This is a genomic window from Streptomyces griseorubiginosus, assembly GCF_001514195.1.
Classification (GTDB): Bacteria; Actinomycetota; Actinomycetes; order Streptomycetales; family Streptomycetaceae; genus Streptomyces; species Streptomyces griseorubiginosus.
The window spans coordinates 1,413,059-1,437,213 of sequence record NZ_KQ948734.1; the positions used below are offsets into that span (position 1 = coordinate 1,413,059).

At 71.6% G+C, this 24,155-nt stretch carries 18 protein-coding genes; 12 read left to right on the forward strand and 6 right to left on the reverse strand.

Translation table 11 applies throughout. The annotated features are described in order from the left end of the window. The first annotated feature begins 19 nt into the window (after positions 1–19). Genes AQJ54_RS06315 through AQJ54_RS06335 form a run of 5 tightly spaced genes read left to right on the forward strand, consistent with a single transcriptional unit; the run spans position 20 to position 7,884 of the window. Positions 20–2,227, forward strand: a complete 2,208-nt coding sequence (locus AQJ54_RS06315; RefSeq protein WP_062234625.1) for a WD40/YVTN/BNR-like repeat-containing protein — start codon at positions 20–22, stop codon at positions 2,225–2,227. Continuing rightward, positions 2,227–4,206 carry a beta-galactosidase gene (locus AQJ54_RS06320; protein ID WP_062234628.1) on the forward strand — a complete coding sequence of 660 codons (1,980 nt, stop codon included), beginning with the start codon at positions 2,227–2,229 and terminating at the stop codon, positions 4,204–4,206. Before AQJ54_RS06315 ends, AQJ54_RS06320 begins: the two co-directional genes overlap by 1 nt. Next, complete coding sequence (locus AQJ54_RS06325) at positions 4,203–6,476, forward strand: glycosyl hydrolase family 95 catalytic domain-containing protein (protein WP_062234631.1); 2,274 nt, start codon at positions 4,203–4,205, stop codon at positions 6,474–6,476. The genes AQJ54_RS06320 and AQJ54_RS06325 overlap by 4 nt, the downstream gene beginning before the upstream one ends. 38 nt (positions 6,477–6,514) lie before the next feature. Then, entirely contained in the window at positions 6,515–7,228 is a 714-nt protein-coding gene (locus AQJ54_RS06330; protein ID WP_062026694.1) for a glycoside hydrolase family 12 protein, read from the forward strand. Positions 7,229–7,263: 35 nt separating this feature from the next. Continuing rightward, the gene (locus AQJ54_RS06335) at positions 7,264–7,884 is read left to right on the forward strand and encodes a chorismate mutase (protein WP_062234634.1); all 621 of its coding nucleotides are present in this window, start codon (positions 7,264–7,266) and stop codon (positions 7,882–7,884) included. Between the two features lie 65 nt (positions 7,885–7,949). On the opposite strand, the gene AQJ54_RS06340 is transcribed toward AQJ54_RS06335, so the two are convergent. Continuing rightward, complete coding sequence (locus AQJ54_RS06340; RefSeq protein WP_062234637.1) at positions 7,950–9,998, reverse strand: glycoside hydrolase family 31 protein; 2,049 nt, start codon at positions 9,996–9,998, stop codon at positions 7,950–7,952. Positions 9,999–10,130: 132 nt separating this feature from the next. Beyond that, the gene (locus AQJ54_RS06345; protein WP_062026691.1) at positions 10,131–11,144 is read right to left on the reverse strand and encodes a LacI family DNA-binding transcriptional regulator; all 1,014 of its coding nucleotides are present in this window, start codon (positions 11,142–11,144) and stop codon (positions 10,131–10,133) included. 365 nt (positions 11,145–11,509) lie between these two features. On the opposite strand from AQJ54_RS06345, the gene AQJ54_RS06350 reads away from it, so the two are divergent. The 4 genes from AQJ54_RS06350 (at position 11,510) to ispG (ending at position 17,400) form a co-directional block, all read left to right on the forward strand. Further along, positions 11,510–13,441: an acyl-CoA dehydrogenase family protein gene (locus AQJ54_RS06350; protein ID WP_062234640.1), complete on the forward strand. Its 1,932-nt coding sequence runs from the start codon at positions 11,510–11,512 to the stop codon at positions 13,439–13,441. A gap of 73 nt (positions 13,442–13,514) precedes the next feature. Continuing rightward, positions 13,515–14,771 (forward strand): 1-deoxy-D-xylulose-5-phosphate reductoisomerase, encoded by a 1,257-nt coding sequence (dxr, locus tag AQJ54_RS06355; protein WP_062234643.1) that lies wholly within the window; start codon positions 13,515–13,517, stop codon positions 14,769–14,771. An 8-nt stretch (positions 14,772–14,779) separates the two neighbouring features. Then, positions 14,780–16,072 carry a M50 family metallopeptidase gene (locus AQJ54_RS06360; protein WP_107121021.1) on the forward strand — a complete coding sequence of 431 codons (1,293 nt, stop codon included), beginning with the start codon at positions 14,780–14,782 and terminating at the stop codon, positions 16,070–16,072. Between the two features lie 170 nt (positions 16,073–16,242). Further along, positions 16,243–17,400: a flavodoxin-dependent (E)-4-hydroxy-3-methylbut-2-enyl-diphosphate synthase gene (gene ispG / locus AQJ54_RS06365; RefSeq protein WP_028809840.1), complete on the forward strand. Its 1,158-nt coding sequence runs from the start codon at positions 16,243–16,245 to the stop codon at positions 17,398–17,400. A gap of 10 nt (positions 17,401–17,410) precedes the next feature. On the opposite strand, the gene AQJ54_RS06370 is transcribed toward ispG, so the two are convergent. Then, positions 17,411–18,148: a hypothetical protein gene (locus AQJ54_RS06370; RefSeq protein WP_062234650.1), complete on the reverse strand. Its 738-nt coding sequence runs from the start codon at positions 18,146–18,148 to the stop codon at positions 17,411–17,413. A 240-nt stretch (positions 18,149–18,388) separates the two neighbouring features. Between AQJ54_RS06370 and AQJ54_RS06375 the strand changes: the two genes are divergently transcribed. The 3 genes from AQJ54_RS06375 to AQJ54_RS06385 all read left to right on the forward strand — a co-directional run bounded on the left by AQJ54_RS06375 (position 18,389) and on the right by AQJ54_RS06385 (position 21,990). Then, positions 18,389–19,237: a GNAT family N-acetyltransferase gene (locus AQJ54_RS06375; RefSeq protein ID WP_030315702.1), complete on the forward strand. Its 849-nt coding sequence runs from the start codon at positions 18,389–18,391 to the stop codon at positions 19,235–19,237. A gap of 339 nt (positions 19,238–19,576) precedes the next feature. Next, complete coding sequence (locus AQJ54_RS06380) at positions 19,577–20,107, forward strand: GNAT family N-acetyltransferase (protein WP_062026686.1); 531 nt, start codon at positions 19,577–19,579, stop codon at positions 20,105–20,107. A 179-nt stretch (positions 20,108–20,286) separates the two neighbouring features. Beyond that, a complete protein-coding gene (locus AQJ54_RS06385; RefSeq protein ID WP_062234653.1) occupies positions 20,287–21,990 on the forward strand; it encodes a proline--tRNA ligase in 1,704 nt (567 codons plus the stop codon). A 42-nt stretch (positions 21,991–22,032) separates the two neighbouring features. On the opposite strand, the gene AQJ54_RS06390 is transcribed toward AQJ54_RS06385, so the two are convergent. From AQJ54_RS06390 to AQJ54_RS06400, 3 genes are all read right to left on the reverse strand, one after another. Continuing rightward, positions 22,033–22,947: an aminoglycoside phosphotransferase family protein gene (locus AQJ54_RS06390; protein ID WP_062234656.1), complete on the reverse strand. Its 915-nt coding sequence runs from the start codon at positions 22,945–22,947 to the stop codon at positions 22,033–22,035. Between the two features lie 98 nt (positions 22,948–23,045). Then, positions 23,046–23,492, reverse strand: a complete 447-nt coding sequence (locus AQJ54_RS06395) for a ferritin-like domain-containing protein (protein WP_062234660.1) — start codon at positions 23,490–23,492, stop codon at positions 23,046–23,048. Further along, positions 23,489–24,046, reverse strand: coding sequence for a hypothetical protein (locus AQJ54_RS06400; protein ID WP_062234663.1), 558 nt, complete (start codon positions 24,044–24,046; stop codon positions 23,489–23,491). Before AQJ54_RS06400 ends, AQJ54_RS06395 begins: the two co-directional genes overlap by 4 nt. Positions 24,047–24,155: the final 109 nt, after the last annotated feature.

Below are 24,155 nucleotides of genomic sequence, written 5' to 3' on the forward strand. Positions count from 1 at the left end.
GATCAGCGAGGTGTGTGTCATGCGCGCGTCCGGGCCTACTCGTCGTGCTGTTCTTGGTGGGGCTGCGGCTGCCACTGCGCTCACCGTTGTTCCGGCTTTCCAAGGGCGGGCCGCGGCCGCCACCCCCTCCTACCGCTGGCGCCAAGTCGTCATCGGCGGTACCGGGTTCGTCAGCGGGGTGCTCTTCCATCCCTCCGTCCGGGGGCTCGCCTACGCCCGTACCGACATCGGCGGGGCCTACCGCTGGGACGACCGGAGCGCGCGCTGGATCCCGCTCAACGACGATCTCGGGTGGGACGACTGGAACCTGCTCGGTGTCGAGGCCATGGCCGTCGACCCCGCCCACCCCGACCGGGTCTATCTCGCGCTCGGCACCTACACCCAGTCCTGGGCCGGCAACGGTGCCGTGCTGCGGTCCGAGGACCGGGGTGCCACCTGGGCGCGGACCGACCTCACCGTGAAGCTGGGCGGCAACGAGGACGGACGGGGGACGGGGGAGCGGTTGCTCGTCGACCCCCGCGACAGTGACACGCTGTGGCTGGGCACCAGACACGACGGGCTGCTCAAGTCCACGGACCGGGGCACCACTTGGTCCACGGTGAGCGGCTTCCCGGGGACCCCGAGCGCCGGCGGCCAGGGCGTCACCCTGCTCGTCGCCGCCGGCCGGACCCTCTACGCCGGCTGGGGCGACTCCGACGGCACCACCCCCAACCTGTTCCGCACCGCCGACGGCACCACCTGGGAGGCCGTCCCCGGACAGCCGTCCGGCACCGCTGCCAAGGTGCCGATCCGGGCCTCCTACGACTGCCACACCCGTGAGCTGTACGTCACCTACGCCGACGCACCCGGTCCCAACGGGCAGTCCGACGGCAGCGTGCACAAGCTGGCCACGGGCAAGGGCCACGGCACGTGGACGGACGTCACGCCCGTGAAGCCGGGCGGCACCACCAGCGACGGCTCCTCCGACACCTTCGGCTACGGCGGGGTGTCCGTCGACGCCCGCCGCCCCGGCACCCTCGTCGTCTCCACCAACGACCGCTGGGCGGCCGGCGACACCGTGTACCGGTCCACGAACGGCGGCCGCACCTGGACCTCCCTGAAGGACTCCGCGGTCCTCGACGTCTCCGAGACGCCGTTCCTCACCTTCGGCGCGGACCGGCCCAAGTTCGGCTGGTGGATCCAGGCCCTCGCCCTCGACCCGTACGACTCGAAGCACATCGTGTACGGCACCGGCGCCACCCTCTACGGCACCCGGGACCTCAAGCACTGGGCCCCGCAGATCCGTGGCCTGGAGGAGACCTCCGTACGGCACCTGATCTCGCCGCCGGCCGGGCAGGCGCACCTGCTCAGCGGGCTCGGGGACGTCGGGGTGATGTACCACGAGCGGCTCACGGCCTCGCCCTCGCGGGGCATGGCGAGCAACCCCGCGTTCGGGTCGGCGACGGGCCTCGCCCAGGCCGCCGCCAAGCCGTCGTACGTAGTCCGCACGGGCTTCGGCGACCACGGCAACGGTGCCTTCTCGAACGACGGCGGCCGGACCTGGGCGCCCTTCGCGACCCAGCCCGCCCTCGCCAAGGACGCGCCGGGACCGATCGCCGTCAACACCGACGGCGGTGTGCTGCTGTGGACCTTCGTGCACTGGGACGGCACCAAGTACCCGGCCCAGCGCTCCACGGACAACGGCGCCGGCTGGTCCGAGGTCCCGACCTTCCCGAAGGGCGCCACGCCGGTCGCCGACCCGGCCGACCCCAGGCGCTTCTACGCCTACGACACCGACACCGGAACGCTGTACGCCAGCACCGACGGCGGCCTCTCCTTCACCGCGGGCGCCACCGGACTGCCCTCCGGGGACACCCAGTTCGAGCTGGTCGCGGCGCCCGGGCGGGTCGGTGACCTGTGGCTCTCCGTCAAGTGGAACGGCCTCTACCGGTCCACCGACGGCGGCGCGACCTTCACCAAGCTCACCAGCTGCTGGGCCTCGTACACGCTCGGCTTCGGCAAGGCCGCCGAGGGCGCCGACTATCCGGCGCTCTACCTGGTCGGCTCCACCGAGAGCATCACCGCCGTGTACCGCTCCGACGACGAGGCGAGGACCTGGGTGCGGATCAACGACGACCGGCACCAGTGGGGCTGGATCGGCGAGACGATCAGCGGCGACCCGCGGGTGTATGGCCGTGTCTACATCGCCACCAACGGCCGGGGCATCCAGTACGGGGACGTGGTCTGATGCCCGACCTCAGCACGGCGACCCGCGGCCGCATCCTCTTCGGCGGCGACTACAACCCCGAGCAGTGGCCGGAGGAGACCTGGCAGGAGGACGTCCGGCTGATGAAGGCCGCCGGCGTCAACTCCGTCACGCTGGGCGTCTTCTCCTGGTCGAAGCTCGAACCGAGGCCGGGGGAGCGGGAGTTCGGCTGGCTGGACCGGCTGATGGACCTGATGCACGACAACGGCATCGGTGTCGTCCTCGCCACCCCGACCTCCTCGCCGCCGCCCTGGCTCGGCCACCTGCACCCCGACACCCTGCCCGTCGACCAGGACGGCCGCACCGAGCACTGGGGCGGACGCCAGCACTTCTCGCACTCCAGCGCCACCTACCGGCGCTTCGCCGCCGCCATCACCGAGGACCTCGCCGCCCGCTACGGCGGCCATCCCGCCCTCACGATGTGGCACATCAACAACGAGTACTGCACCTACGACTGGAGCGACGAGGCCGCGGCCCGCTTCCGGGTCTGGCTCCAGCGGCGCTACGGCACCCTCGACGCCCTCAACTCCGCCTGGGGCACCGCGTTCTGGAGCCAGGGCTACGGAGACTGGGCCGAGGTGCACACGCCCCGGCACGCGCACTACATGAAGAACCCCACCCAGGTCCTCGACTTCCGGCGGTTCACCTCCGACATGCTCCTGGAGTGCTACCTCGCCGAGCGGGACATCGTCCGGCGGGCCACCCCGCACCTCCCCGTGACCACCAACTTCATGCCGCTGTGGTCCGGGCAGGACGCGTGGCGGTGGGCCGAGGAGGAGGACGTCGTCTCCGTCGACATCTACCCCGACCCGCGCGACCCCCTCGGGGCCCAACAGGGCGCCCTCGTCCAGGACATGACCCGCTCCCAGGCCCGCGGACCCTGGATGCTCATGGAGCAGGCCGCGGGGCCGGTCAACTGGCGGGGCGTGAACCACCCCAAACCGCGGGGCCTGAACCGGCTCTGGTCCCTCCAGGCCGTCGCACGCGGTGCCGACGCCGTGTGCTTCTTCCAGTGGCGCCAGTCCCGCCAGGGCGCGGAGAAGTTCCACTCCGGGATGGTCAGCCATGCGGGGGAGGAGGGCCGCACCTACCAGGAGGTCAAGCAGCTCGGCGCCGAACTCGCCCTGCTGGCACCGAAGGTGATGGGCAGTCATACCGTCAACGACGTCGCGATCCTGCACGACTGGAACGCCTGGTGGGCCGGTGCCCAGGACGGCCGGCTCTCCGGCCAGGTCGACCACGCGGACGTGCTCACGTCCTGGCACCGCGCCCTCTGGGAGGCCCACCTCACCGCCGACTTCGCCCACCCCGACCACGACCTCACCCCCTACAAGGTGGTCGTCGTCCCCCAGCTCTACCTCCTCACCGACACCGCGATCGACAAGCTCCTCGCCTACGTCCGCCAGGGCGGCACCCTCGTCTCCGGCTTCCTCACCGGCATCGCCGACGAGGACGACCGGATACGCCCCGGCGGCATGGACGCCCGGCTGCGCGCACTGTTCGGCATCCGCACCCTGCACGAGTGGTGGCCGCTGGACGCGGGCGAGCACACCGAGTGCGAGAGCGCACCGGGCGGTTTCCGGGGCACGCTGTGGTCCGAGGAGATCGAGGCGACCGAGGACGCCGTCACGGAGGCCGCCTACAAGGGCGGTGAGCTCGACGGGATGCCCGCGATCCTCCGCAGGGGCCGCGCCTGGTACCTCTCCACGCTCCCCGAACCGCACGCCCTGCGTGAGCTGCTCGCCCGGATCGCCCACGACGCGGGAGTGCGCCCCGCCCTCGCCGGACTCCCCGACCAGGTCGAGGCGGTCCACCGCGGTGACCTGCTGTTCCTCCTCAACCACAGCCGTGAGGCGGTCACCGTCGAGGTGCCCGGCCCGCACCGGGACCTGCTGACGGGCCAGACCGGCACCGACCGGCTGACGCTGGGCCGCTACGGAGTGGCGGTACTCGAACGATGAACGACGGACCCGCCCACGGCACCTGGGAACCCGCACCGGCGGCGCGCTGGGAGGACGGCTACCTGAGCGGCAACGGCTGCCACGGCGCCCTGCTCTTCGGTGACCCCCGGGACGAGCGGGTCGTCGTCACCCACCACACCCTGGTCCGTCCCAACGGCGCCGAAACCGCGCGCCCGCCCCGGCTCGCCGCCCGGCTCCCCGCTCTCCAGGACCGGCTGCTCGCGGGAGAACCCGACGCCGCCGAGCGCTTCACCGACGGACGCCCCCTCCAGTGGGTGCAGCCCTTCCACCCGGCCTTCGAGATCCGGCTGCGCGGCACGGCCCCCGCGGAGGACACCCACCACCGGCCCCCCGCGGACACCCACCACCGATCCCCCGCGGAGGACACCCACCACCGACCCCTCGCCGAGGACACCCACCACCGCTCCGTCGACTTCGCCACCGGTGTCGTACGGGCGGAGTCCGAGGACCGTCTCAGCCGCGTCTTCGTCTCCCGCGCCGACGACGTCATCGTCCAGCAGGTCACGACCGCCACCCTGGACATCTCCCTCGACCACCGACTCCCCGGCGCACCTCACCACCTCGCCGTCGGCCAGAGCGCCGTCCTCACCGCCGAGGGCGCCCTGCTCACCCTGCGGGCCCGTTACCCCGGCAGCGACCGCGCCTACACCGGCGTCACCCTCGTCGCGGTCAAGGGTGGGCGCACCACCCTCACACCCCCCGGTCTGCGCATCACCGGCGCCGACTCCGTCCTGCTGCTGACCCGGGTCCTGCGGCACACCGGCGAGCCGGACGTCCTCGCCGAGGCCAGGGCCCTGGGAGAGCTGCTGCCCGAGGGACACGGAGACCCGTACGCCCACCTCCTCGCCCGCCACACCGAGCTGCACGGAACCGCCTACCGACGCGTGACCCTGGACCTCGGCGCGGACCCCGACGAACGGGCCCTCCCAGGCTCGGAGTTGCTCCGCAGGCCCCAGAGCCCGGCCCTGCTGGAACGCCTCTTCGCCGCCGGCCGCTACCACCTGCTCTCCTCCAGCGGCCTCAACCCGCCCCGCCTGACCGGCCTGTGGACCGGCGACTGGGACACCGCCTGGTCCGGGGCGTTCACCCACGACGCCAACGTCAACCTCCAGACGGCCTCGGCGGCCTGTGCCGCCCTCCCCGAAGTCACCGCAGCGATAGCAGCCTTGATCAACCGTCAGCTGCCGGACTGGCAGGACAACGCCCGCGAGATCTTCGGCGCTCGCGGTGCCGTCGCCCCCGCGCACTCCGACGGCGAGTCCGGGCTGACGTACCACTTCAACCGCGAGTACCCGCTGCACCTGTGGACGGCGGGAGCCGACTGGCTGCTCAAACCGCTCGTCGACCACGACGAGATCCACGGCGAACAGGACCCGCGCACCGCACACGCGCTCGCCGAAGTGGCCGCCTTCTACGAGGACTTCCTCCAGCGCACCGACGAGGACGGCCATCTCGTCGTCGTCCCCTCCTACTCACCCGAGAACCGTCCCGCGAACGCCGGATGGGGCGCGATCAACGCGGCCATGGACCTGTCGGCGGCCCGGCACGCCCTGCGCACGGCCGCCGCGTACCACCCCGGCAGGGCGGCGGACTGGCTCGCCCTCGCCGACCGGCTCCCGCCCCACCGGACCAACGCCGAGGGCGCCCTCGCCGAATGGGCCTGGCCCGGCCTCGACGACACCTACGACCACCGCCACCTCAGCCACCTCTACGGCGTCTGGCCGCTCGACGAGATCACCCCCTACGACACCCCCGACCTGGCCAAAGCAGCCCACCGCGCCCTCGAACTGCGCGGCGCCGAGAACGACTCGGCCCACGGCCACCTGCACCACGCCCTCGTCGCCGCCCGGCTGCGTGACGGCGAACGGGTCGCGCACGCCCTGGGCCAGGTGCTCGCCGGCGACTACTTCCACGACTCGCTGATGAGCGCGCACTACCCGCACCGGCACGTCTACAACGCGGACGCCGCCCACACCCTGCCCGCCGTCCTGATCGAGATGCTCGTGCAGTCCACCCCCGACCGCCTGGTGCTGCTGCCGGCGCTCCCCACGGGCTGCCCCCAAGGTGAGCTCCGCGGAATCCGCACCCGGTTCGGGGCGGAGCTCGACCTCACCTGGAACCCCACCGAAGTGACCGCGGTGCTGCGCCCCACGCGCACCCACCGGGTCGAACTGAGGACTTCCTCCGGCGCCGAACCGCTCGACCTCGTCGCCGGGGAAGACCACGTCGTCCGTCTGGAGGCGTGGTGACTCCCCCCGCATTTCCCCCCACCCATGGAAGGGACACCATGGCAAAGAGCACCCTGACCAAGATCACCACAACGGTGCTGGCCCCGGCGATGGCCGTCGGCGCCCTCGTCGGCCTCGCCTCCGCCCCCGCGTCCGCCGCCGTCTGGAACAGCTGCGACCAGTGGGGCAGCACCAGCCTCAACGGCTACACCCTCTACAACAACATCTGGGGCTCCGGCGCGGGCAGCCAGTGCATCTGGGCCAACTCCGGCACCAACTGGGGCGTCTGGGCGAACCACCCCAACACCGGCGGCATCAAGTCCTACCCGGACTCCAAGAAGGTGATCAACAAGTCGATCGACTCGCTCGGCTCGCTCACCAGCAACTACAACGTCTCGGTCCCGTCGTCCGGCGCGTACAACACGTCGTACGACATCTGGGACACCGCCCACCGCTACGAGATCATGCTCTGGGTCAACAAGACCGGACCGGTCGGCCCGCTCGGCACCTCGCAGGGCAGCGTGTCGCTCGGCGGCCACAGCTGGACCGTCTACAAGGGCACCAACGGGTCCAACCAGGTCTTCTCCTTCATCCGCACCTCCAACTCCAGCTCCGGCACGGTCGACATCCTGCCGATCCTGAAGTGGATCAAGAACACCAAGGGCTGGTTCGGCAACGAGACCATCGGTGACCTCCAGTTCGGCTTCGAGATCACCAGCTCCTCCGGCGGCCTGAACTTCACGGCCAACAACCTGACCGTGAGCAGCAGTTGACCTGATCTTGGGAATACGTCGGGTTGGATGGGCACATGCGTACCACCACCCACCTCCGACGTGCCCTGATCACCGTGACCGCGACCGCGGCCGTCGTCCTGACTGCGACGGGTTCCGCGGTCGCGGTTCCGGTCTCCGGCACCGCCACGGCCCCCCACGCCGCCGCCCTCTCCCTGTCCCCCCTGCACCCGGTCGTCGAGCTGGCCGCCGAGCGCCTGGCCACCGCCGACCTCGTCGCCGCCGCCAAGTGGGGCACCGACAGCCCCATCGACGACCCGGCCCGCGAACAGCAGGTCCTCGACAACGTGGCCGCCCAGGCCCAGCAGCTCGGCGCCGACCCGGACGAGATCCGGACGATCTTCCGCGACCAGATCGAGGCCAACAAAGTGGTCCAGCGCGGCCTGTTCCAGCGCTGGACCGACCACCCCGACGAGGCCCCGACCACGAAGCCGGACCTGACCGTCGTACGCCAGCAGATCAACCAGATCACCAGCGCACTGGTCCAGGCCCTGGCCGACACCTCCGGCAACCGCGGCACCTTCGTCTGCGGCCCCGAACTGGCCCTGGCGACTGTCCAGGTCCACTACGAGAACCACCTGGACGCATTGCACACCCGGGCCCTGCACAGGGCTCTGCCATCAATCTGCCGGGACTGAAAGAGCTTTCAGGGGCGCGGGGAACTGCGCGACCAGCCACGACGAGCGTTGAGCCGACAACGGACCTACTGGACCACTTCCTGAATCGGCACCCGCGCCCCATCCCGCAGAAACAACGGAATCCGGTCCAACGGCGCATCGACAGTCACCGTGGTCCCACCCTCATACGTCACTCCGGTCCACGCATCCGTCCAAGACGAACCCGCCGGAAGATAAGCGGTACGGTCCCTCGCGCCGGCGGAAAGCACCGGCGCCACCAGCACATCCGCCCCGAACAGATACGCGTCGTCGACCCCCCACGCCGCCGGGTCCTCCGGGAACTCCAGGAACAGCGGCCGCATCGGCGGCAGCCCCTCCTCGTGCGCCTCGCGCATCACCCGGAGCACGTACGGCCGCAACCGCTCCCGCAGCTGCAGGTACTTCTCCAGGATCGCGCCGGCCTCCTCCCCGTACGACCACACCTCGTTCGGCCCGCCCGTCATGTCCGGCCCCAGCGGCATCCCCGGGTCACGGAACCCGTGCAGCCGCATCAACGGCGACAGCGCGCCGAACTGGAACCAGCGGACCATGACCTCGCGGTACGCCGGGTCGTCCGGGTCGCCGCCGTGGAAGCCGCCGATGTCCGTGTTCCACCAGGGAATCCCGGACATCGCGGTGTTGAGCCCGGCCGCGATCTGCCTCCGCAGGGTGGCGAAGTCGGTGCCGATGTCACCGGACCACAGGGCGGCGCCGTAGCGCTGACTGCCCGCCCAGGCCGAGCGGTTGAGGGTGATGACCTCCTCGCCGGCCGCCGTCAGGCCCTCGTGGAAGGTGCGGGAGTTCTCCGCCGGGTAGCTGTTGCCGACCTCCAGGCCGGGGCCCGCCCAGTAGCGCAGGTTCTCCTGGAAGCCGGGCTTCAGTTCCGGCTCGCACGCGTCCAGCCAGAACGCCGTGATCCCGTACGGCTCCAGGTAGTTCTCCTTCACCCGCGACCACACGAACTCCCGGGCCTCCGGGTTCGTGGCGTCGTAGAAGGCGACCTGGACGGTGGAGGCGACCTCCTTGTCCGGCCAGTCGGCGTGGGCCATCGGGCCGTACTGGGTGCCGATGAAGTAGCCGCGCTGCTCCATCACGGGGTGGTTCTCGCTCAGCGGTGACACCGACGGCCACACGCTCACCACCAACTTGACGCCCAGCTCGTCCAGTTCACGGACCATCGCCGCCGGGTCGGGCCACTCGGCCGGGTCGAACTTCCACTCGCCGAGGTGCGTCCAGTGGAAGAAGTCGCAGACGATCGCCGTGAGGGGCAGCCCGCGCCGCTTGTACTCCCGTGCCACGGCGAGGAGTTCGTCCTGGGTGCGGTAGCGCAGCTTGCACTGCCAGAACCCGGCCGCCCACTCCGGCAGCATCGGCGTACGGCCCGTCACCGCGCTGTAGCGGCGCTGGCCGTCCGCCGGGTCGCCCGCGGTGATCCAGTAGTCGATCTGACGGGCCGAGTCGGCCACCCAGCGCGTGCCGTTGTGCGCGAGCTCCACGCGGCCGATCGCCGGGTTGTTCCACAGCAGGGTGTAGCCGCGGCTGGAGGCCAGGACCGGGACGGCGACCTCGGCGTTGCGCTGGACCAGGTCCACCACCAGGCCCTTCTGGTCCAGCCTGCCGTGCTGGTGCTGGCCGAGCCCGTACAGCTTCTCGTCGTCGTAGGCGGCGAAACGCTGCTCCAGCCGGTGGTGGCCGTTGCCGACCGCGGTGTAGAGCCGCGAGCCCGGCCACCAGAAGTGGGCGCGGGCCTCCGCGAGCAGCTCGGCGGAGTCCTCGGTGCGCAGGAAGCGGAGCTGCCCCTCGGCGTCGACGTGGACGGTCAGCCGGCCCACGGTCAACCAGGCTTCCCCGTCACCGGTCTTGACCGTGCTCTCGGTGGCCGGCGGCTCGTCGAGCAGGGCGCCCGGCAGCCCCTCCAGGACCGGCCCGCCGAGCCGGGCCCGCACCCGGACCGCGTCCGGGCCCCAGGGCTCGATGCGCACGGTCTCCTGGCGCCCGCTCCACTCCAGCGCGCCGTCCCGCTCCCGGAACGTGCCGACGGTGGGGGAGGACTGCGCGAGGCTGACCTTGGGCTGTACTGCGGCAGGCTGGTTCACGAGGGGGGCTCCTGAAGGAGTGCAGACGGCGAGTGCGGGCAGGGCCGTGCCGCGCAGGCACGTGAGACGCGACGCGTGAAGTGAGGGGTCGTGCGTGAGGTGACGGGGTGCTTGAGACGCGGTGCGGGCCGGTCAGGACGCCGAAGGCGCCGGCCCCGTGCTCGACCGGACCGTCAACTCGGGTTCGAGCAGGACGACTTCGTCCTCACCGCGGCCCTCCAGCTTCGCGGCGAGTCGTTCCACGGCGTGCCGGCCCATCTCCTGGGCGGGGATGGAGACCGAGGTCAGCCGCACCGAGGCCTGGAGGGCGACCTGTTCGGGGCAGATCGCGACCACCGAGACGTCCTCGGGGACGGCCCGGCCCTGCTGCCGCAGCAGCGCGAGCAGCGGCTCCACCGCCTGTTCGTTCTGCACGACGAACCCGGTGGTGGACGGGCGCTCGTCGAGGATGCGGGCGACGGTCACGGCCATCGCGTCGTACCCGCCGTCGCACGGCCGGTGCAGCAGTCGTACGCCCAACTCCAGGGCGCGGGACCGCAGTCCGTCGAGCGTGCGCTCGGCGAAACCGGTGTGCCGCTCGTAGACCGCGGGGGCCTCGCCGATGACAGCGATGTCGCGGTGACCGAGCTTCGCGAGGTGCTCCACGCACAGCGCGCCGGTGGCCCGGAAGTCGAGGTCGACGCAGGTCAGGCCCGAGGTGTCGGCGGGGAGGCCGATGAGCACGGACGGCTGGTCGGTGCCGCGCAGCAGCGGCAGCCGCTCGTCGTCGAGCTCGACGTCCATCAGGATCATCGCGTCGGCCAGACCGCTGCCGGTCACCCGGCGCACCGCGTCCGGACCCTCCTCACCGGTCAGCAGGAGCACGTCGTAGCCGTGCGTACGGGCCGTGGTGGCCACCGCGATGGCGATCTCCATCATCACCGGCACGTACATGTCGGTGCGGAGCGGGACCATCAGCGCGATGATGTTCGACCTGCTGCTGGCGAGCGCGCGGGCGCCCGCGTTCGGGTGGTAGCCGAGTTCCCGGATGCTCTGCTCGACCCGGTGCCGGGTGGTCGTGGAGATGGACCGCTTGCCACTGAGGACATAGCTCACCGTGCTGGCCGAGACTCCGGCGTGCTGGGCGACCTCGGCGAGGGTGACCATCCAGCTCTCCAAGCTTTGTGAAGCGCTTCGACAGTGCGCAGTGCGAACAGGTGAGGGTGGGGGTGGTTCGACAGTAGCTCCCCCGCGAGTGGGTGTCCATAGGCTGTCGAAGCGCTTCGACAGAGAGTCCTGCGCGGGACCAGGCCTCCTGCCTACCACGACAGGAACACCGAACACGAGTACGTAGCCGGTGCCGGGCCCTCCGGCGCACCGACCGCTCGACACCGCGTCGCGTTCCGTCGACATCGGCCGAACGGCCGCGCGCGGGGTGGTGACCTCGCCCGGGATCAGGTACATACGATCGAGTAGCACCGGTCAGTAACGCATCGGCACCAAGATCCCGATTCGCGACGAGGTGAGCCCCAATGTCCGCACCGTCCACCAAGCCCGTCGTCACCGAACGCGAGGCCCGCGAGGTGGCGGAGGCCGCCAGGGAGCAGGACTGGCGCAAGCCCAGCTTCGCCAAGGAACTGTTCCTCGGCCGATTCCGGCTCGACCTCATCCACCCGCACCCCGTGCCCCCCGCCGAGGACGCCCGGCGCGGCGAGGCCTTCCTCGCCCAGCTCCGCGACTTCTGCGAGACGAAGGTCGACGGCGCCCTCATCGAACGCGAGGCCCGCATCCCCGACGACATCGTCAACGGGCTCAAGGAGCTCGGCGCCTTCGGCATGAAGATCGACCCCAAGTACGGCGGCCTCGGCCTCACCCAGGTGTACTACAACAAGGCCCTCGCCCTCGTGGGCTCCGCCAGCCCCGCCATCGGCGTGCTGCTCTCCGCCCACCAGTCGATCGGCGTACCGCAGCCGCTCAAGCTGTTCGGCACCCAGGAGCAGAAGGAGAAGTTCCTGCCCCGGTGCGCCCGCACCGACATCAGCGCCTTCCTCCTCACCGAGCCGGACGTCGGCTCGGACCCCGCCCGGCTGGCCACCACCGCACTGCCCGACGGCGACGACTACATCCTCGACGGAGTGAAACTCTGGACCACCAACGGCGTGGTCGCCGACCTCCTCGTCGTCATGGCCCGGGTCCCGAAGAGCGAGGGCCACAAGGGCGGCATCACCGCCTTCGTCGTCGAGACCGACTCACCCGGCGTCACCGTCGAGAACCGCAACGCCTTCATGGGCCTCCGGGGCATCGAGAACGGCGTCACCCGATTCCACCAGGTCCGGGTCCCGGCCGCGAACCGCGTCGGCCCCGAGGGCGCCGGCCTGAAGATCGCGCTCACCACCCTCAACACCGGCCGCCTCTCCCTGCCCGCCTCCTGCGTGGCCGCCGGCAAGTGGAGCCTGAAGATCGCCCGCGAATGGTCCGCGGCCCGCGAGCAGTGGGGCAAGCCCATCGCCCACCACGAGGCCGTCGGCTCCAAGATCTCCTTCATCGCGGCGACCACCTTCGCCCTGGAGGCCGTCCTCGACCTCTCCTCCCAGATGGCCGACGAGAACCGCAACGACATCCGCATCGAGGGTGCCCTCGCCAAGCTCTACGCCTCCGAGATGGCCTGGCTCGTCGCCGACGAACTCGTCCAGATCCGCGGCGGCCGCGGCTTCGAGACCGCCGAGTCCCTGCGCGCCCGCGGCGAGAAGGCCGTCCCCGCCGAACAGGTCCTCCGCGACCTGCGCATCAACCGCATCTTCGAGGGCTCCACCGAGATCATGCACCTGCTCATCGCCCGCGAGGCCGTCGACGCCCACCTCTCCGTGGCGGGCGACCTGATCGACCCGGACAAGTCCCTGTCCGACAAGGCGAAGGCAGGCGCGAACGCCGGCGTCTTCTACGCCAAGTGGCTCCCCAAACTGGTCGCCGGGCCCGGACAACTCCCCACCTCCTACGCCGAGTTCAAACGCGAGGTCGACCTCTCGACGCATCTCCGCTACGTCGAACGCACCTCCCGCAAGCTCGCCCGCTCCACCTTCTACGCGATGTCCCGCTGGCAGGGCCGCATGGAGACCAAGCAGGGCTTCCTCGGCCGGATCGTCGACATCGGCGCGGAGCTGTTCGCCATGTCCGCGGCCTGCGTCCGAGCCGAACTGCTGCGCAGCACCGAGTCCCACGGCCGCGAGGCCTACCAGCTCGCCGACGCCTTCTGCCACCAGTCCCGGCTGCGCGTCGAGGAACTCTTCGGCCGCCTCTGGAACAACACCGACGACCAGGACCGCAAGGTCGTCAAGGGCGTCATGTCCGGCACCTACGCCTGGTTGGAGGACGGCATCGTCGACCCCTCCGGCGAAGGCGCCTGGATCGCCGACGCCACCCCCGGCCCCTCCGAGAAGGAGAACGTCCACCGCCCGATCCGGTGACCCCGCGAGGACAGCGCACCCCCTGAGGGGACGCGCTGTCCTCCTACGCCGTCCTTACGGCCACAATGGAACGATGAGCGACAGTCCAGCCCCCCTCGCCGACCCGCACCTGGTCTACGACCCCCTCGCGGGCGACGGCCCCAAGGACGTGGTGATCCTCGGCTCCACCGGATCGATCGGCACCCAGGCCATCGACCTCGTGCTGCGCAACCCCGACCGGTTCCGGGTCACCGGGCTCTCCGCCAACGGCGGCCGGGTCGCGCTCCTCGCCGAGCAGGCACACCGGCTCGGGGTACGGACCGTCGCGGTCGCCCGCGAGGACGTCGTACCGCAACTCCGGGAGGCGCTCACCGGTCTCTACGGCCCGGGCCGACCGCTCCCCGACATACTCGCCGGACCCGACGCGGCCACCCACCTCGCCGCCTCCGACTGCCACACCGTCCTCAACGGCATCACCGGATCCATCGGCCTCGCCCCCACCCTCGCCGCCCTGGAGGCGGGCCGCACCCTCGCGCTCGCCAACAAGGAGTCCCTCATCGTGGGCGGCCCGCTGGTCAAGGCGCTCGCCAAGCCCGGCCAGATCATCCCGGTCGACTCCGAGCACGCGGCCCTCTTCCAGTCCCTGGCCTCCGGGACCCGGGCCGACGTCCGCAAGCTGGTCGTCACCGCGTCCGGCGGCCCCTTCCGCGGCCGTACCAAAGCAGACCTCGCCCAGGTGACCGTCGAGGACGCCCTCGCCCACCCCACGTGGGCCATGGGCCCGGTCATCACGATCAACTCCGCGACCCTCGTCAACAAGGGTCTCGAAGTCATCGAGGCACACCTCCTCTACGACATTCCCTTCGACCGCATTGAGGTGGTCGTGCATCCCCAGTCGTATGTCCACTCGATGGTTGAGTTCACCGACGGATCCACGATCGCCCAGGCGACGCCCCCCGACATGCGGGGGCCGATCGCCATCGGTCTCGGCTGGCCCGAGCGCGTCCCCGACGCGGCTCCCGCCTTCGACTGGAGCAAGGCGTCGACCTGGGAGTTCTTCCCGCTCGACAACGAGGCGTTCCCCTCGGTGAACCTCGCGCGACACGTGGGTGAGCTCGCGGGCACGGCCCCGGCGGTGTTCAATGCCGCCAACGAGGAGTGCGTCGAGGCCTTCCGGGCCGGCGCACTGCCGTTCAACGGGATCATGGAGACCGTGACCCGGGTGGTGGACGAGCACGGCACCCCAAGCCGGGGAACCTCGCTCACCGTCGCGGACGTCCTCGAAGCGGAGACCTGGGCGCGGACCCGGGCCCGGGAACTGACGGCACAGACGGCGGAGGCCCGTGCATGACGACCCTGATGTTCATCCTCGGCATAGGGCTCTTCGCCCTCGGCCTCCTGGTCTCGATCGCGTGGCACGAACTGGGTCACCTGTCCTTCGCCAAACTGTTCGGCATCCGCGTGCCGCAGTACATGGTCGGCTTCGGCCCCACCGTCTGGTCCCGCAAGAAGGGCGAGACGGAGTACGGCATCAAGGCCGTCCCCTTCGGCGGCTACATCCGCATGATCGGCATGTTCCCGCCCGGCGACGACGGCCGGATAAGCGCCCGCTCGACCTCCCCCTGGCGCGGCATGATCGAGGACGCCCGCTCGGCCGCCTTCGAGGAACTCCAGCCCGGCGACGAGAAACGCCTCTTCTACACCCGTAAGCCCTGGAAACGCGTCATCGTGATGTTCGCGGGCCCCTTCGCGAACCTGATCCTCGCCGTCGCCCTGTTCCTCACCGTCCTCATGGGCTTCGGCATCTCCCAGCAGACCAACACGGTCAGCTCGGTCTCCAAGTGCGTGATCGCCCAGAGCCAGAACCGCGAGACCTGCAAGGCCTCCGACCCCGCCTCCCCGGCGGCGGCCGCCGGCCTCAAGGCGGGCGACAAGATCATCGCGTTCAACGGCGTCCGCACCGACGACTGGAACAAGCTCTCCGACCTCATCCGCGCCAACCCCGACAAGACGGTCCCGATCGTCGTCGAGCGCGACGGCAAGGACCTCACCCTCACCGCGAAGATCGCCTCCAACCAGGTCGCCAAGAAGGACTCCAGCGGCCAGTACGTCCAGGGCGAGTACGTCACCGCGGGCTTCCTCGGCTTCAGCGCCGCCACCGGCATCGTCAAGCAGGACTTCGGCGATTCCGTGGTGTGGATGGGCGACCGCGTCGGCGAGGCCGTCGACTCCCTGGCCGCCCTCCCCGGCAAGATCCCGGCCCTGTGGAACGCGGCCTTCGACGACGCCCCGCGCGAGCCGGACTCCCCGATGGGCGTGGTCGGAGCGGCGCGGGTCGGCGGCGAGATCTTCACCCTGGACATCCCGCCCACCCAGCAACTCGCCATGGCGCTGATGCTGGTGGCGGGCTTCAACCTCTCCCTGTTCCTCTTCAACATGCTCCCGCTGCTCCCCCTGGACGGCGGCCACATCGCGGGCGCCCTCTGGGAGTCCCTGCGCCGCAACCTGGCGAAGCTGTTGAAGCGCCCGGACCCGGGCCCGTTCGACGTGGCGAAGCTGATGCCGGTGGCTTATGTGGTGGCGGGGATCTTCATCTGCTTCACGGTCCTCGTCCTGATCGCGGACGTCGTCAACCCGGTCCGCATCTCGTAGCCGTACGGCGTTCAAGGCGGCCCGGCACGCTCTGTGCCGGGCCGCCTTCCATTGAGTGGGTTTGGCGGGCGGGATGTGCTCCCGGCCGGGTCGGTGCCGTAATCTCGAAGCCTGGAGCCCGCCGCTGACGGGACCTGGACCTTGATCCACGACTTGGGGTTGCACAGCAGATGACTGCGATTTCTCTCGGCATGCCGTCCGTTCCGACCAGGGTTGCCGAGCGCCGCAAGAGCCGGCAGATCCAGGTCGGGTCTGTGGCGGTCGGCGGTGACGCCCCCGTCTCCGTGCAGTCGATGACCACGACGCGTACGTCGGACATCGGCGCCACGCTCCAGCAGATCGCCGAGCTGACGGCGTCCGGCTGCCAGATCGTGCGGGTGGCCTGCCCCACGCAGGACGACGCGGACGCGCTGGCGACCATCGCGCGCAAGTCGCAGATCCCGGTGATCGCGGACATCCACTTCCAGCCGAAGTACGTGTTCGCGGCGATCGAGGCCGGCTGCGCGGCCGTCCGCGTCAACCCCGGCAACATCAAGCAGTTCGACGACAAGGTCAAGGAGATCGCGAAGGCCGCGCGCGACCACGGCACCCCGATCCGGATCGGCGTGAACGCGGGCTCCCTGGACCGCCGTCTGCTCCAGAAGTACGGCAAGGCGACCCCGGAGGCGCTCGTGGAGAGCGCGCTGTGGGAGGCCTCCCTCTTCGAGGAGCACGACTTCCGGGACATCAAGATCTCCGTCAAGCACAACGACCCGGTCGTCATGATCGAGGCGTACAAGCAGCTCGCCGCCCAGTGCGACTACCCGCTGCACCTCGGTGTCACGGAGGCCGGCCCGGCGTTCCAGGGCACGATCAAGTCGGCCGTGGCCTTCGGCGCCCTCCTCTCCCAGGGCATCGGCGACACGATCCGCGTGTCCCTCTCGGCCCCGCCGGTCGAGGAGGTCAAGGTCGGCAACCAGATCCTGGAGTCCCTGAACCTCAAGCAGCGCGGCCTGGAGATCGTCTCCTGCCCCTCCTGCGGGCGCGCCCAGGTCGACGTCTACAAGCTGGCCGAGGAGGTCACGGCAGGCCTGACCGGCATGGAGGTCCCCCTCCGCGTCGCCGTCATGGGCTGTGTCGTCAACGGCCCCGGCGAGGCCCGTGAGGCCGACCTCGGTGTCGCCTCCGGCAACGGCAAGGGGCAGATCTTCGTCAAGGGCGAGGTCATCAAGACGGTCCCGGAGTCCAAGATCGTGGAGACCCTCATCGAGGAGGCGATGAAGATCGCCGAGCAGATGCAGGACGCGGGCGTGGAGTCGGGCGAGCCGTCGGTGTCGGTGGCGGGCTGACCCCGGTGGCTCACCGGTGCCGCATCCAGACGTTCGGCTCCCGGTAGAGGCCGAGGTCGGCGTCCCGGTCGACCCGCAGCACCGACAACCCGTCCGGGATGACGTAGTCGCCGGAGTCGGGGAGGGCGAGGCCCGTCCAGCCCTCCCACTCGGCCACGCTCCCGGTCATCGTCTGCGACTCGGGCGCGGCGGCGAGGATCTCGGCGCCGAGGCGTTCATGGGTACGGATCCACGGGTCGAGGGCGGTTCCGTCGGGCCGCCGCCACCGCAGGTACGACTCGATCGGCGTCAGCGGATAACGGGCCTTGGCGGTCGGCCGCACCGGGGCGACCACGCGTGGCAGCCTCGCCTGCTGCCCGGCGTCCCGCAGCGCGGTGAGCATACGACCGGCGAGCCCCCGCCCCTTGAGCGACGGGGTGACGAGCGCTCCGCAGATCACGAGGGTGTCGGGCCGGACACCCTGCTCATGCCCCTCGACGGCCCGCACGAGTGCGTCCGTGTACCCCGAGGGCAGCGAGTCGGCCCGACCGTCCCACCGCAGGGGCACGGCCCATCCGGCGGCGACGGGCACCTCCTCCGCGTCCAGCAGCATCAGATCCAGCTCGGGGAAGAACTCCCGCACCCGGCCTATGTACCCCTTCACCAGCCGGTCCGCTGTGATGAACTGCGGAAAGCCCTCGCTGAACAACTCCGCGACCTGCTCCGGGGGCCAGTTCCGCGTATCGGACCGTACGGCGTTGAAGATCATCCGCCTTTCCTATCAGAGGGCTGAGCCCCAAAGCGCCGGTCCAGCCACCCAGCCCGTCCGGCGTTTGAGGACGAGGCCCTTTCGGGGCCGAAGCGGGGGCCCGGGGGCGGCAGCCCCCGGAGACGGTCACCGGAACTCCCGTGGCCTCCAAAGCGACCGGCACCGAAACACGGGTCGGCACGGCTCAGCTTCCGCAGGTACAGTGCGGAGATCAGCTGACCCCACCGTGAGGCCCCGCCCGTGTTGACCCAGACGACCTCCCGGGTCCTCGAACCGAGCGACCTGGACGCCGCGCTCGCCGTCCTCGACCGTGAGCCGGTCGCGAACGCCTTCGTGACGTCGAGGGTTCAGGTGGCCGGCCTCGACCCCTGGCGGCTCGGCGGCGAGATGTGGGGCTGGTACGAGGACGGCATGCTGACGTCCCTCTGCTACGCCGGCGCCAACCTGGTGCCCATCTGCGCGACCCCGCGAGCCGTCCGCGCCTTCGCCGACCGGGCGAGACGGGCCGGCCGCCGCTGCTCCTCCATCGTCGGGCCCGCCGAACCCACCGCCCAGCTGTGGCGGTTGCTGGAACCCACCTGGGGTCCGGCCCGGGAGGTCCGCGCCCACCAGCCCCTCATGGTCACCGACCGCATGTCCACCGAGGTCGCCCCGGATCCGTACGTCCGTCGCATCCGCAAGGACGAGATGGAGACGATCATGCCGGCCTGCGTGGCGATGTTCACCGAGGAGGTCGGCGTCTCACCGCTGGCCGGCGACGGAGGGTTGCTCTACCAGGCCCGGGTCGCCGAACTGGTCGGCTCCGGCCGCTCCTTCGCCCGCCTCGACGAACACGGCAAGGTCGTCTTCAAGGCGGAGATCGGCGCGGCGACGGACCGGGCCTGTCAGATTCAGGGCGTCTGGGTGGCCCCCGAGTACCGGGGCAGGGGAGTGGCCGCCCCCGGCATGGCGGCGGTGCTGCGCTACGCCCTCGCGGACGTGGCCCCGGTGGTGAGTCTCTACGTGAACGACTTCAACACGCCCGCGAGAAGGACGTACACGCGCGTGGGGTTCCAGGAGGTAGGCGCGTTCATGAGCGTGCTGTTCTGACTCCGGCTGCCGTCCGGTCCGGCCCGGTCACCCGCGAGCAGCCCCGGCCGTGACGGGAGCCGACGGACTCGCCCAGAAGTCCCGCCCCTGACGCGAGCAGGCGGACCGGCATGCCCGGCCGGCAGCCCCGGCCCTGACGAGAGCCGGCGGACCGGCATGCCCGCCCGGCGGCCCCGCGCCTGACGAGAGCCGGCGGACCGGCATACCCGGCCGCGGGCGCCCCTGCCCGGAGGGGGCGCAGCGCTCCGGTCCGCCGCGGCCACCCGCCCGCCGACACCGCCGCCCCGCAGCCGCCCCGCCCCTCGCCCCCCACCCGAACACCCCCTGTACCCTGCCGACATGGACCTCGTCATCGGCCCCCTGGACCTGTCCGCCCACGTGGACGAGGCCCTCGCGGTGCAGGCCGTCGCCTTCGGTCTCGGTGCCGACGAGGTCGCGGTGCGGCGGCAGATCGTGCTGCGGCACATGACCTACCCCGGCGCGAGAGCGCTGGGCGCGACGGCCGGCGGGGCCCTCGTCGGGTTCGTGTACGGCATGCCCAACGACCGCACCCACTGGTGGTCCACCGTCGTGGAGCCCTACCTCCGCGCCCAGCACAACGACATCTGGCTCGACGACTCCTTCGTGATCACCGAGCTGCACGTCCACCCCCACCACCAGAACCGCGGCATCGGCCGGACCCTGATCACCACCATCACCGACGGCGCCACCCAGCCGCGCTCGATCCTCTCCGCGATCGACACCGACAGCCCGGCCCGCGGCCTGTACCACTCCCTCGGCTACCAGGACCTCGCCCGCCAGGTCCTCTTCCCGAGCGCCCCGAAGCCGTACGCCGTGATGGGCGCCCCTCTGCCGCTGCGCCGCCGCTGACGGATTTCCACCGGCACCGGCCCCCGGCTTAAACTCGCGCCGGGGATCCCCGTCGAGGGTGGCTCCGGCGCCTCGCGATCACCCGCACCGGATCCCGCGCGGCCCGCCCTCCCGGCGGACGACGGGAAGGTGCCAGGCATCCCCGGCCATCACCCTTTCCCGGCAGGAGTACGAGAACCATGGCGAACGCACCGGTCCAGCGCATGTCGCAGTTGATGGCGAAGACGCTGCGCGACGACCCGGCGGACGCCGAGGTCCTCAGCCACAAGCTGCTCGTGCGCGCCGGGTACGTGCGCCGCACCGCCGCCGGCATCTGGTCCTGGCTGCCGCTCGGCAAGAAGGTGCTGGCCAACGTCGAGCGGATCGTCCGCGAGGAGATGGACGCGATCGGCGCCCAGGAGGTCCTGCTCCCCGCCCTGCTGCCGAGGGAGCCCTACGACGCCACCGGTCGCTGGGACGAGTACGGCGCCGAACTGTTCCGGCTCCAGGACCGCAAGGGCGGCGACTACCTTCTCGGCCCGACCCACGAGGAGATCTTCACCCTGCTGGTGAAGGACCAGGCGTCCTCCTACAAGGACCTGCCGGTCATCCTCTACCAGATCCAGCACAAGTACCGCGACGAGGCCCGCCCCCGGGCCGGCATCCTGCGCGGCCGTGAGTTCCTGATGAAGGACTCCTACTCCTTCGACACCGAGGACGAGGGCCTGGCGCAGTCCTACGCCCTGCACCGCCAGGCCTACCAGAAGGTCTTCGAGCGCCTCGGCCTCGACTACCGCATCTGCGCGGCCACCGCCGGTGCGATGGGCGGCTCCAAGTCGGAGGAGTTCCTCGCCCCCGCCGAGGCCGGCGAGGACACCTTCGCGGACTGCCCGAACTGCGACTTCGCGGCCAACACCGAGGCGATCACCTACGAGCTGAAGCCGGTGGACGGAACCGCCGTCCCCGCCCTCGAGGAGATCCCCACCCCGGACACCCCGACCATCGAGACCCTCGCCGCCCACCTCGGCGTCGAGGCCTCCGCCACCCTCAAGAACCTCCTCGTGAAGGTCGACGGCGAGATCGTGGCCGTCGGCGTCCCCGGTGACCGCGAGGTCGACCTGGACAAGGTCGAGGCGCACTTCGCGCCCGCCGCCGTCGAGATGGTCACCGAGGCGGACTTCGCGGGCCGCCCCGACCTGGTCCGCGGCTACGTCGGACCGCAGGGCCTGGGGGAGAAGGTCAAGTACATCGCCGACCCGCGCGTGGCCCCCGGCACCGACTGGATCACCGGCGCCAACAAGGAGGGCACGCACGCCAAGCACGTCCTGGTCGGCCGTGACTTCGAGGTCGACGAGTACGTCGACGTCGTGGTCGTCCAGGAGGGCGACCCGTGCCCGAAGTGCGGCACCGGCCTCAAGCTGGACCGTGCCATCGAGATCGGCCACATCTTCCAGCTGGGCCGCAAGTACGCCGACGCCCTCAAGCTCGACGTCCTCGGCCAGAACGGCAAGCCGGTCCGCGTGACCATGGGCTCCTACGGCATCGGCGTCTCCCGCGCGGTCGCCGCCCTCGCCGAGCAGACCGCCGACGACAAGGGCCTGTGCTGGCCCGCCGAGGTCGCCCCGGCCGACGTGCACGTCGTCGCCGCCGGCAAGGCCCTCCAGATCGAACTGGCCCTCGACGTCTCCGAGAAGCTGCGCGCGGCGGGCCTCAGGGTCCTCGTCGACGACCGGGCCGGGGTGTCCCCGGGCGTGAAGTTCACCGACTCCGAGCTCATCGGCGTACCGCAGATCCTGGTCGCCGGCCGCCGTGCCGCCGAGGGCGTCCTGGAGCTCAAGGACCGCCGCACCGGCGAGCGCGAGGAGCTGACGGTGGACGAGGCGATCGCCCGCCTCAGCGCGTAGGGAGAACCGGTACAGGGTGAGGCGGCGTGCACCGACGCCGCCTCACAGCCACCCGGCGAACTCCAGCAACAGCTCCGCGTCCCGGGGCCGGCCCACCCGCAGCGCCCGCACCCCGGACTCCACGGCCCGGAACAGCGTCCACCCGCGCAGCCGCTCCTGGTCGACGTCCAGCGACTCCGCGAGCCGCTTCACCCGGCGGCGCGTGGTCGCGGCCCCGGACGGCGAGGCGATCAGGTCCTCCACCCGGTCCCGCACCAGCCGGGCCAGGTCGAACGCGCACTCGCCGACCACCGGATCCGGGCCCACCGCCAGCCAGGGGGCGCGGTCGCCCGCCAGCACCTTGCTCTGCCGGAACGTCCCGTGCAGCAACCGCACCTCGGGCGGCGCGGCCAGCAGCTCCTCGCGGGCCGCGAGCGCCGCGTCCACCAGCGCCGCCACCTCCGCCGGGGCGGACGCGCCCCGCATGGCCACGGCCTGCCGCCCGGTGCGCTCGGCCACCGTCTCGAAGACGGTGCCCTCGGGCGGCGCCACCCACAGCCGCCGCAGCGTCCCCGCCGCCTCCAGCCACGCCTTCGCCTCCGGCAGCGAGCGCACGGAGACCTCCGGATGCAGCCGCTCCAGCAACAGGACACCCTCCATCGGCGGGACACCGTCCGTCGCGGCCGACTCGATCAGCTGTACGGCCCCCAGCCCGCCCCAGTGCGCCAGGGCCGCCCGCTCGGCCTCCGGCCGGTACCGAGGCGGGGCCAGCTTCAGCGCCGCGGGGGTGCCGTCGGCCAGTCGCACCAGCACCACCAGGCTGCTGCGCCCGCCCGGCACCTGGACCCGCTCCACGGTCAACTCCCGCTCGGCGACGGCTCGTTCGGTCGCCTCGGGCAGCTCCTCCACCCAGGCGTCACCGTCCGGCGCGCTCTCGGCGAGCGCCCGTACCAGCCGCTGCGGCGGTTCGAAAGCCATGCGCGAGTCGTTCCCTTCCGATGCCGTGTCCCGCCCCGTGTGCGACTGCCGTGTCCCGCCGTTCCCGCCGTCTGCGACCGCTGTGTGCGACCGCCGTGTCACGCCGTGGGCGATGCCTTTCCCGCCCGCTCCGCGAGCCCAGGGAAGGCTACGCTGCCGCCTCGCCAGCGCACCGCCCGCACCGCGGCCTCCCGCAGCGCCTCGGCGGCCGTGCCACGCCGCTCGCCCTCGGTTGCCCGGACCACGTCCGCGTACACCCCGGCCACCCGGTCCTCCAGCAGGGCGGCGAACCGTACGGCCGCGGCCGCGTCCGGCACCGGGAAGGGCAGCGCGTACGCGGCCGACGCGGCCACCGGGGTGCCGCCCAGGTCCCCTATGGCGCGCGCCAGGCTGTCCCGGCGGGCCCGGTGGGAGTCGTAGGCGGCCACGGCCTCCGTGCGCCGGGCGGCGCCGATCCGGCCGCCGACGACGCCGTAGCCGTAGACCGCCGCGTGCTCGGCGGCCAGCGCCTCCTGAAGGGCCTCCAGCTCACGCTTCTCGCTCATCGGGAACCCTCCGTCAGCAGATAGGCGTGGGCCGCGCCGGCCGCCGCCACCGAGGCCAGCAGCCGGGCCAGCTCGCCCGGCACCTCCAGCAGCGCCTTGGCCCGCCGGTCGGCGAGCGCCCGCTCGACGGCGGCGAGCTGCGCGAGGGCGTCCTTCTCGGTCGCGGGCACGGTGGCCGACGGCGAGGCGGACGGCGACGGTGAGGCCCCGTCCGGGGTGCCGGAGGGGCTGACCGACGGGCTCGGGGAGGCCTTCGAAGCCGTCTCCCCGAACGCCTCCGCGTGCCGCACCGCCTCCGCGCGCAACGGCCCCACGCGCTCCGCGAGCGTCGGGAAGGCGGCCAGGACGGCGTCGTACCGCTCGACGATCCCCCGGCTGTCCCGCGCCGCACGCGCGCGTACCCGCTCCGCGACGGAGGGACTGCCGGAGGTCCCCTCCCCGCCGCTCCTGTCGCCGTCGGAGCACCCCGTCAGCAGGACGCCGCCGGCGACCGACGCGAGCAGGGATCTTCTGCGCGGCCCGGGGGGAACGCGCGGCGGAGGGGGGTACGACACGGCAGACGTCCTCGGGAAGCTCGTACGAACACACGGGCGGGAGGTCGGGCCCGCCGGCGATCACGGTACCCGCGCATCCGACCTCACCTGGACGGCAACACCCCCCGCG

What these genes read in the sequence shown, in the direction of transcription:
- AQJ54_RS06315 (WP_062234625.1), top strand. Translation starts at nt 20, where the DNA reads ATGCGCGCGTCCGGGCCTACTCGTCGTGCTGTTCTTGGTGGGGCTGCG.
- AQJ54_RS06320 (WP_062234628.1), top strand. Translation starts at nt 2,227, where the DNA reads ATGCCCGACCTCAGCACGGCGACCCGCGGCCGCATCCTCTTCGGCGGC.
- AQJ54_RS06325 (WP_062234631.1), top strand. Translation starts at nt 4,203, where the DNA reads ATGAACGACGGACCCGCCCACGGCACCTGGGAACCCGCACCGGCGGCG.
- AQJ54_RS06330 (WP_062026694.1), top strand. Translation starts at nt 6,515, where the DNA reads ATGGCAAAGAGCACCCTGACCAAGATCACCACAACGGTGCTGGCCCCG.
- AQJ54_RS06335 (WP_062234634.1), top strand. Translation starts at nt 7,264, where the DNA reads ATGCGTACCACCACCCACCTCCGACGTGCCCTGATCACCGTGACCGCG.
- AQJ54_RS06345 (WP_062026691.1), bottom strand. Translation starts at nt 11,144, where the DNA reads ATGGTCACCCTCGCCGAGGTCGCCCAGCACGCCGGAGTCTCGGCCAGC.
- AQJ54_RS06350 (WP_062234640.1), top strand. Translation starts at nt 11,510, where the DNA reads ATGTCCGCACCGTCCACCAAGCCCGTCGTCACCGAACGCGAGGCCCGC.
- dxr (WP_062234643.1), top strand. Translation starts at nt 13,515, where the DNA reads ATGAGCGACAGTCCAGCCCCCCTCGCCGACCCGCACCTGGTCTACGAC.
- AQJ54_RS06360 (WP_107121021.1), top strand. Translation starts at nt 14,780, where the DNA reads ATGTTCATCCTCGGCATAGGGCTCTTCGCCCTCGGCCTCCTGGTCTCG.
- ispG (WP_028809840.1), top strand. Translation starts at nt 16,243, where the DNA reads ATGACTGCGATTTCTCTCGGCATGCCGTCCGTTCCGACCAGGGTTGCC.
- AQJ54_RS06370 (WP_062234650.1), bottom strand. Translation starts at nt 18,148, where the DNA reads ATGATCTTCAACGCCGTACGGTCCGATACGCGGAACTGGCCCCCGGAG.
- AQJ54_RS06380 (WP_062026686.1), top strand. Translation starts at nt 19,577, where the DNA reads ATGGACCTCGTCATCGGCCCCCTGGACCTGTCCGCCCACGTGGACGAG.
- AQJ54_RS06385 (WP_062234653.1), top strand. Translation starts at nt 20,287, where the DNA reads ATGGCGAACGCACCGGTCCAGCGCATGTCGCAGTTGATGGCGAAGACG.
- AQJ54_RS06390 (WP_062234656.1), bottom strand. Translation starts at nt 22,947, where the DNA reads ATGGCTTTCGAACCGCCGCAGCGGCTGGTACGGGCGCTCGCCGAGAGC.
- AQJ54_RS06395 (WP_062234660.1), bottom strand. Translation starts at nt 23,492, where the DNA reads ATGAGCGAGAAGCGTGAGCTGGAGGCCCTTCAGGAGGCGCTGGCCGCC.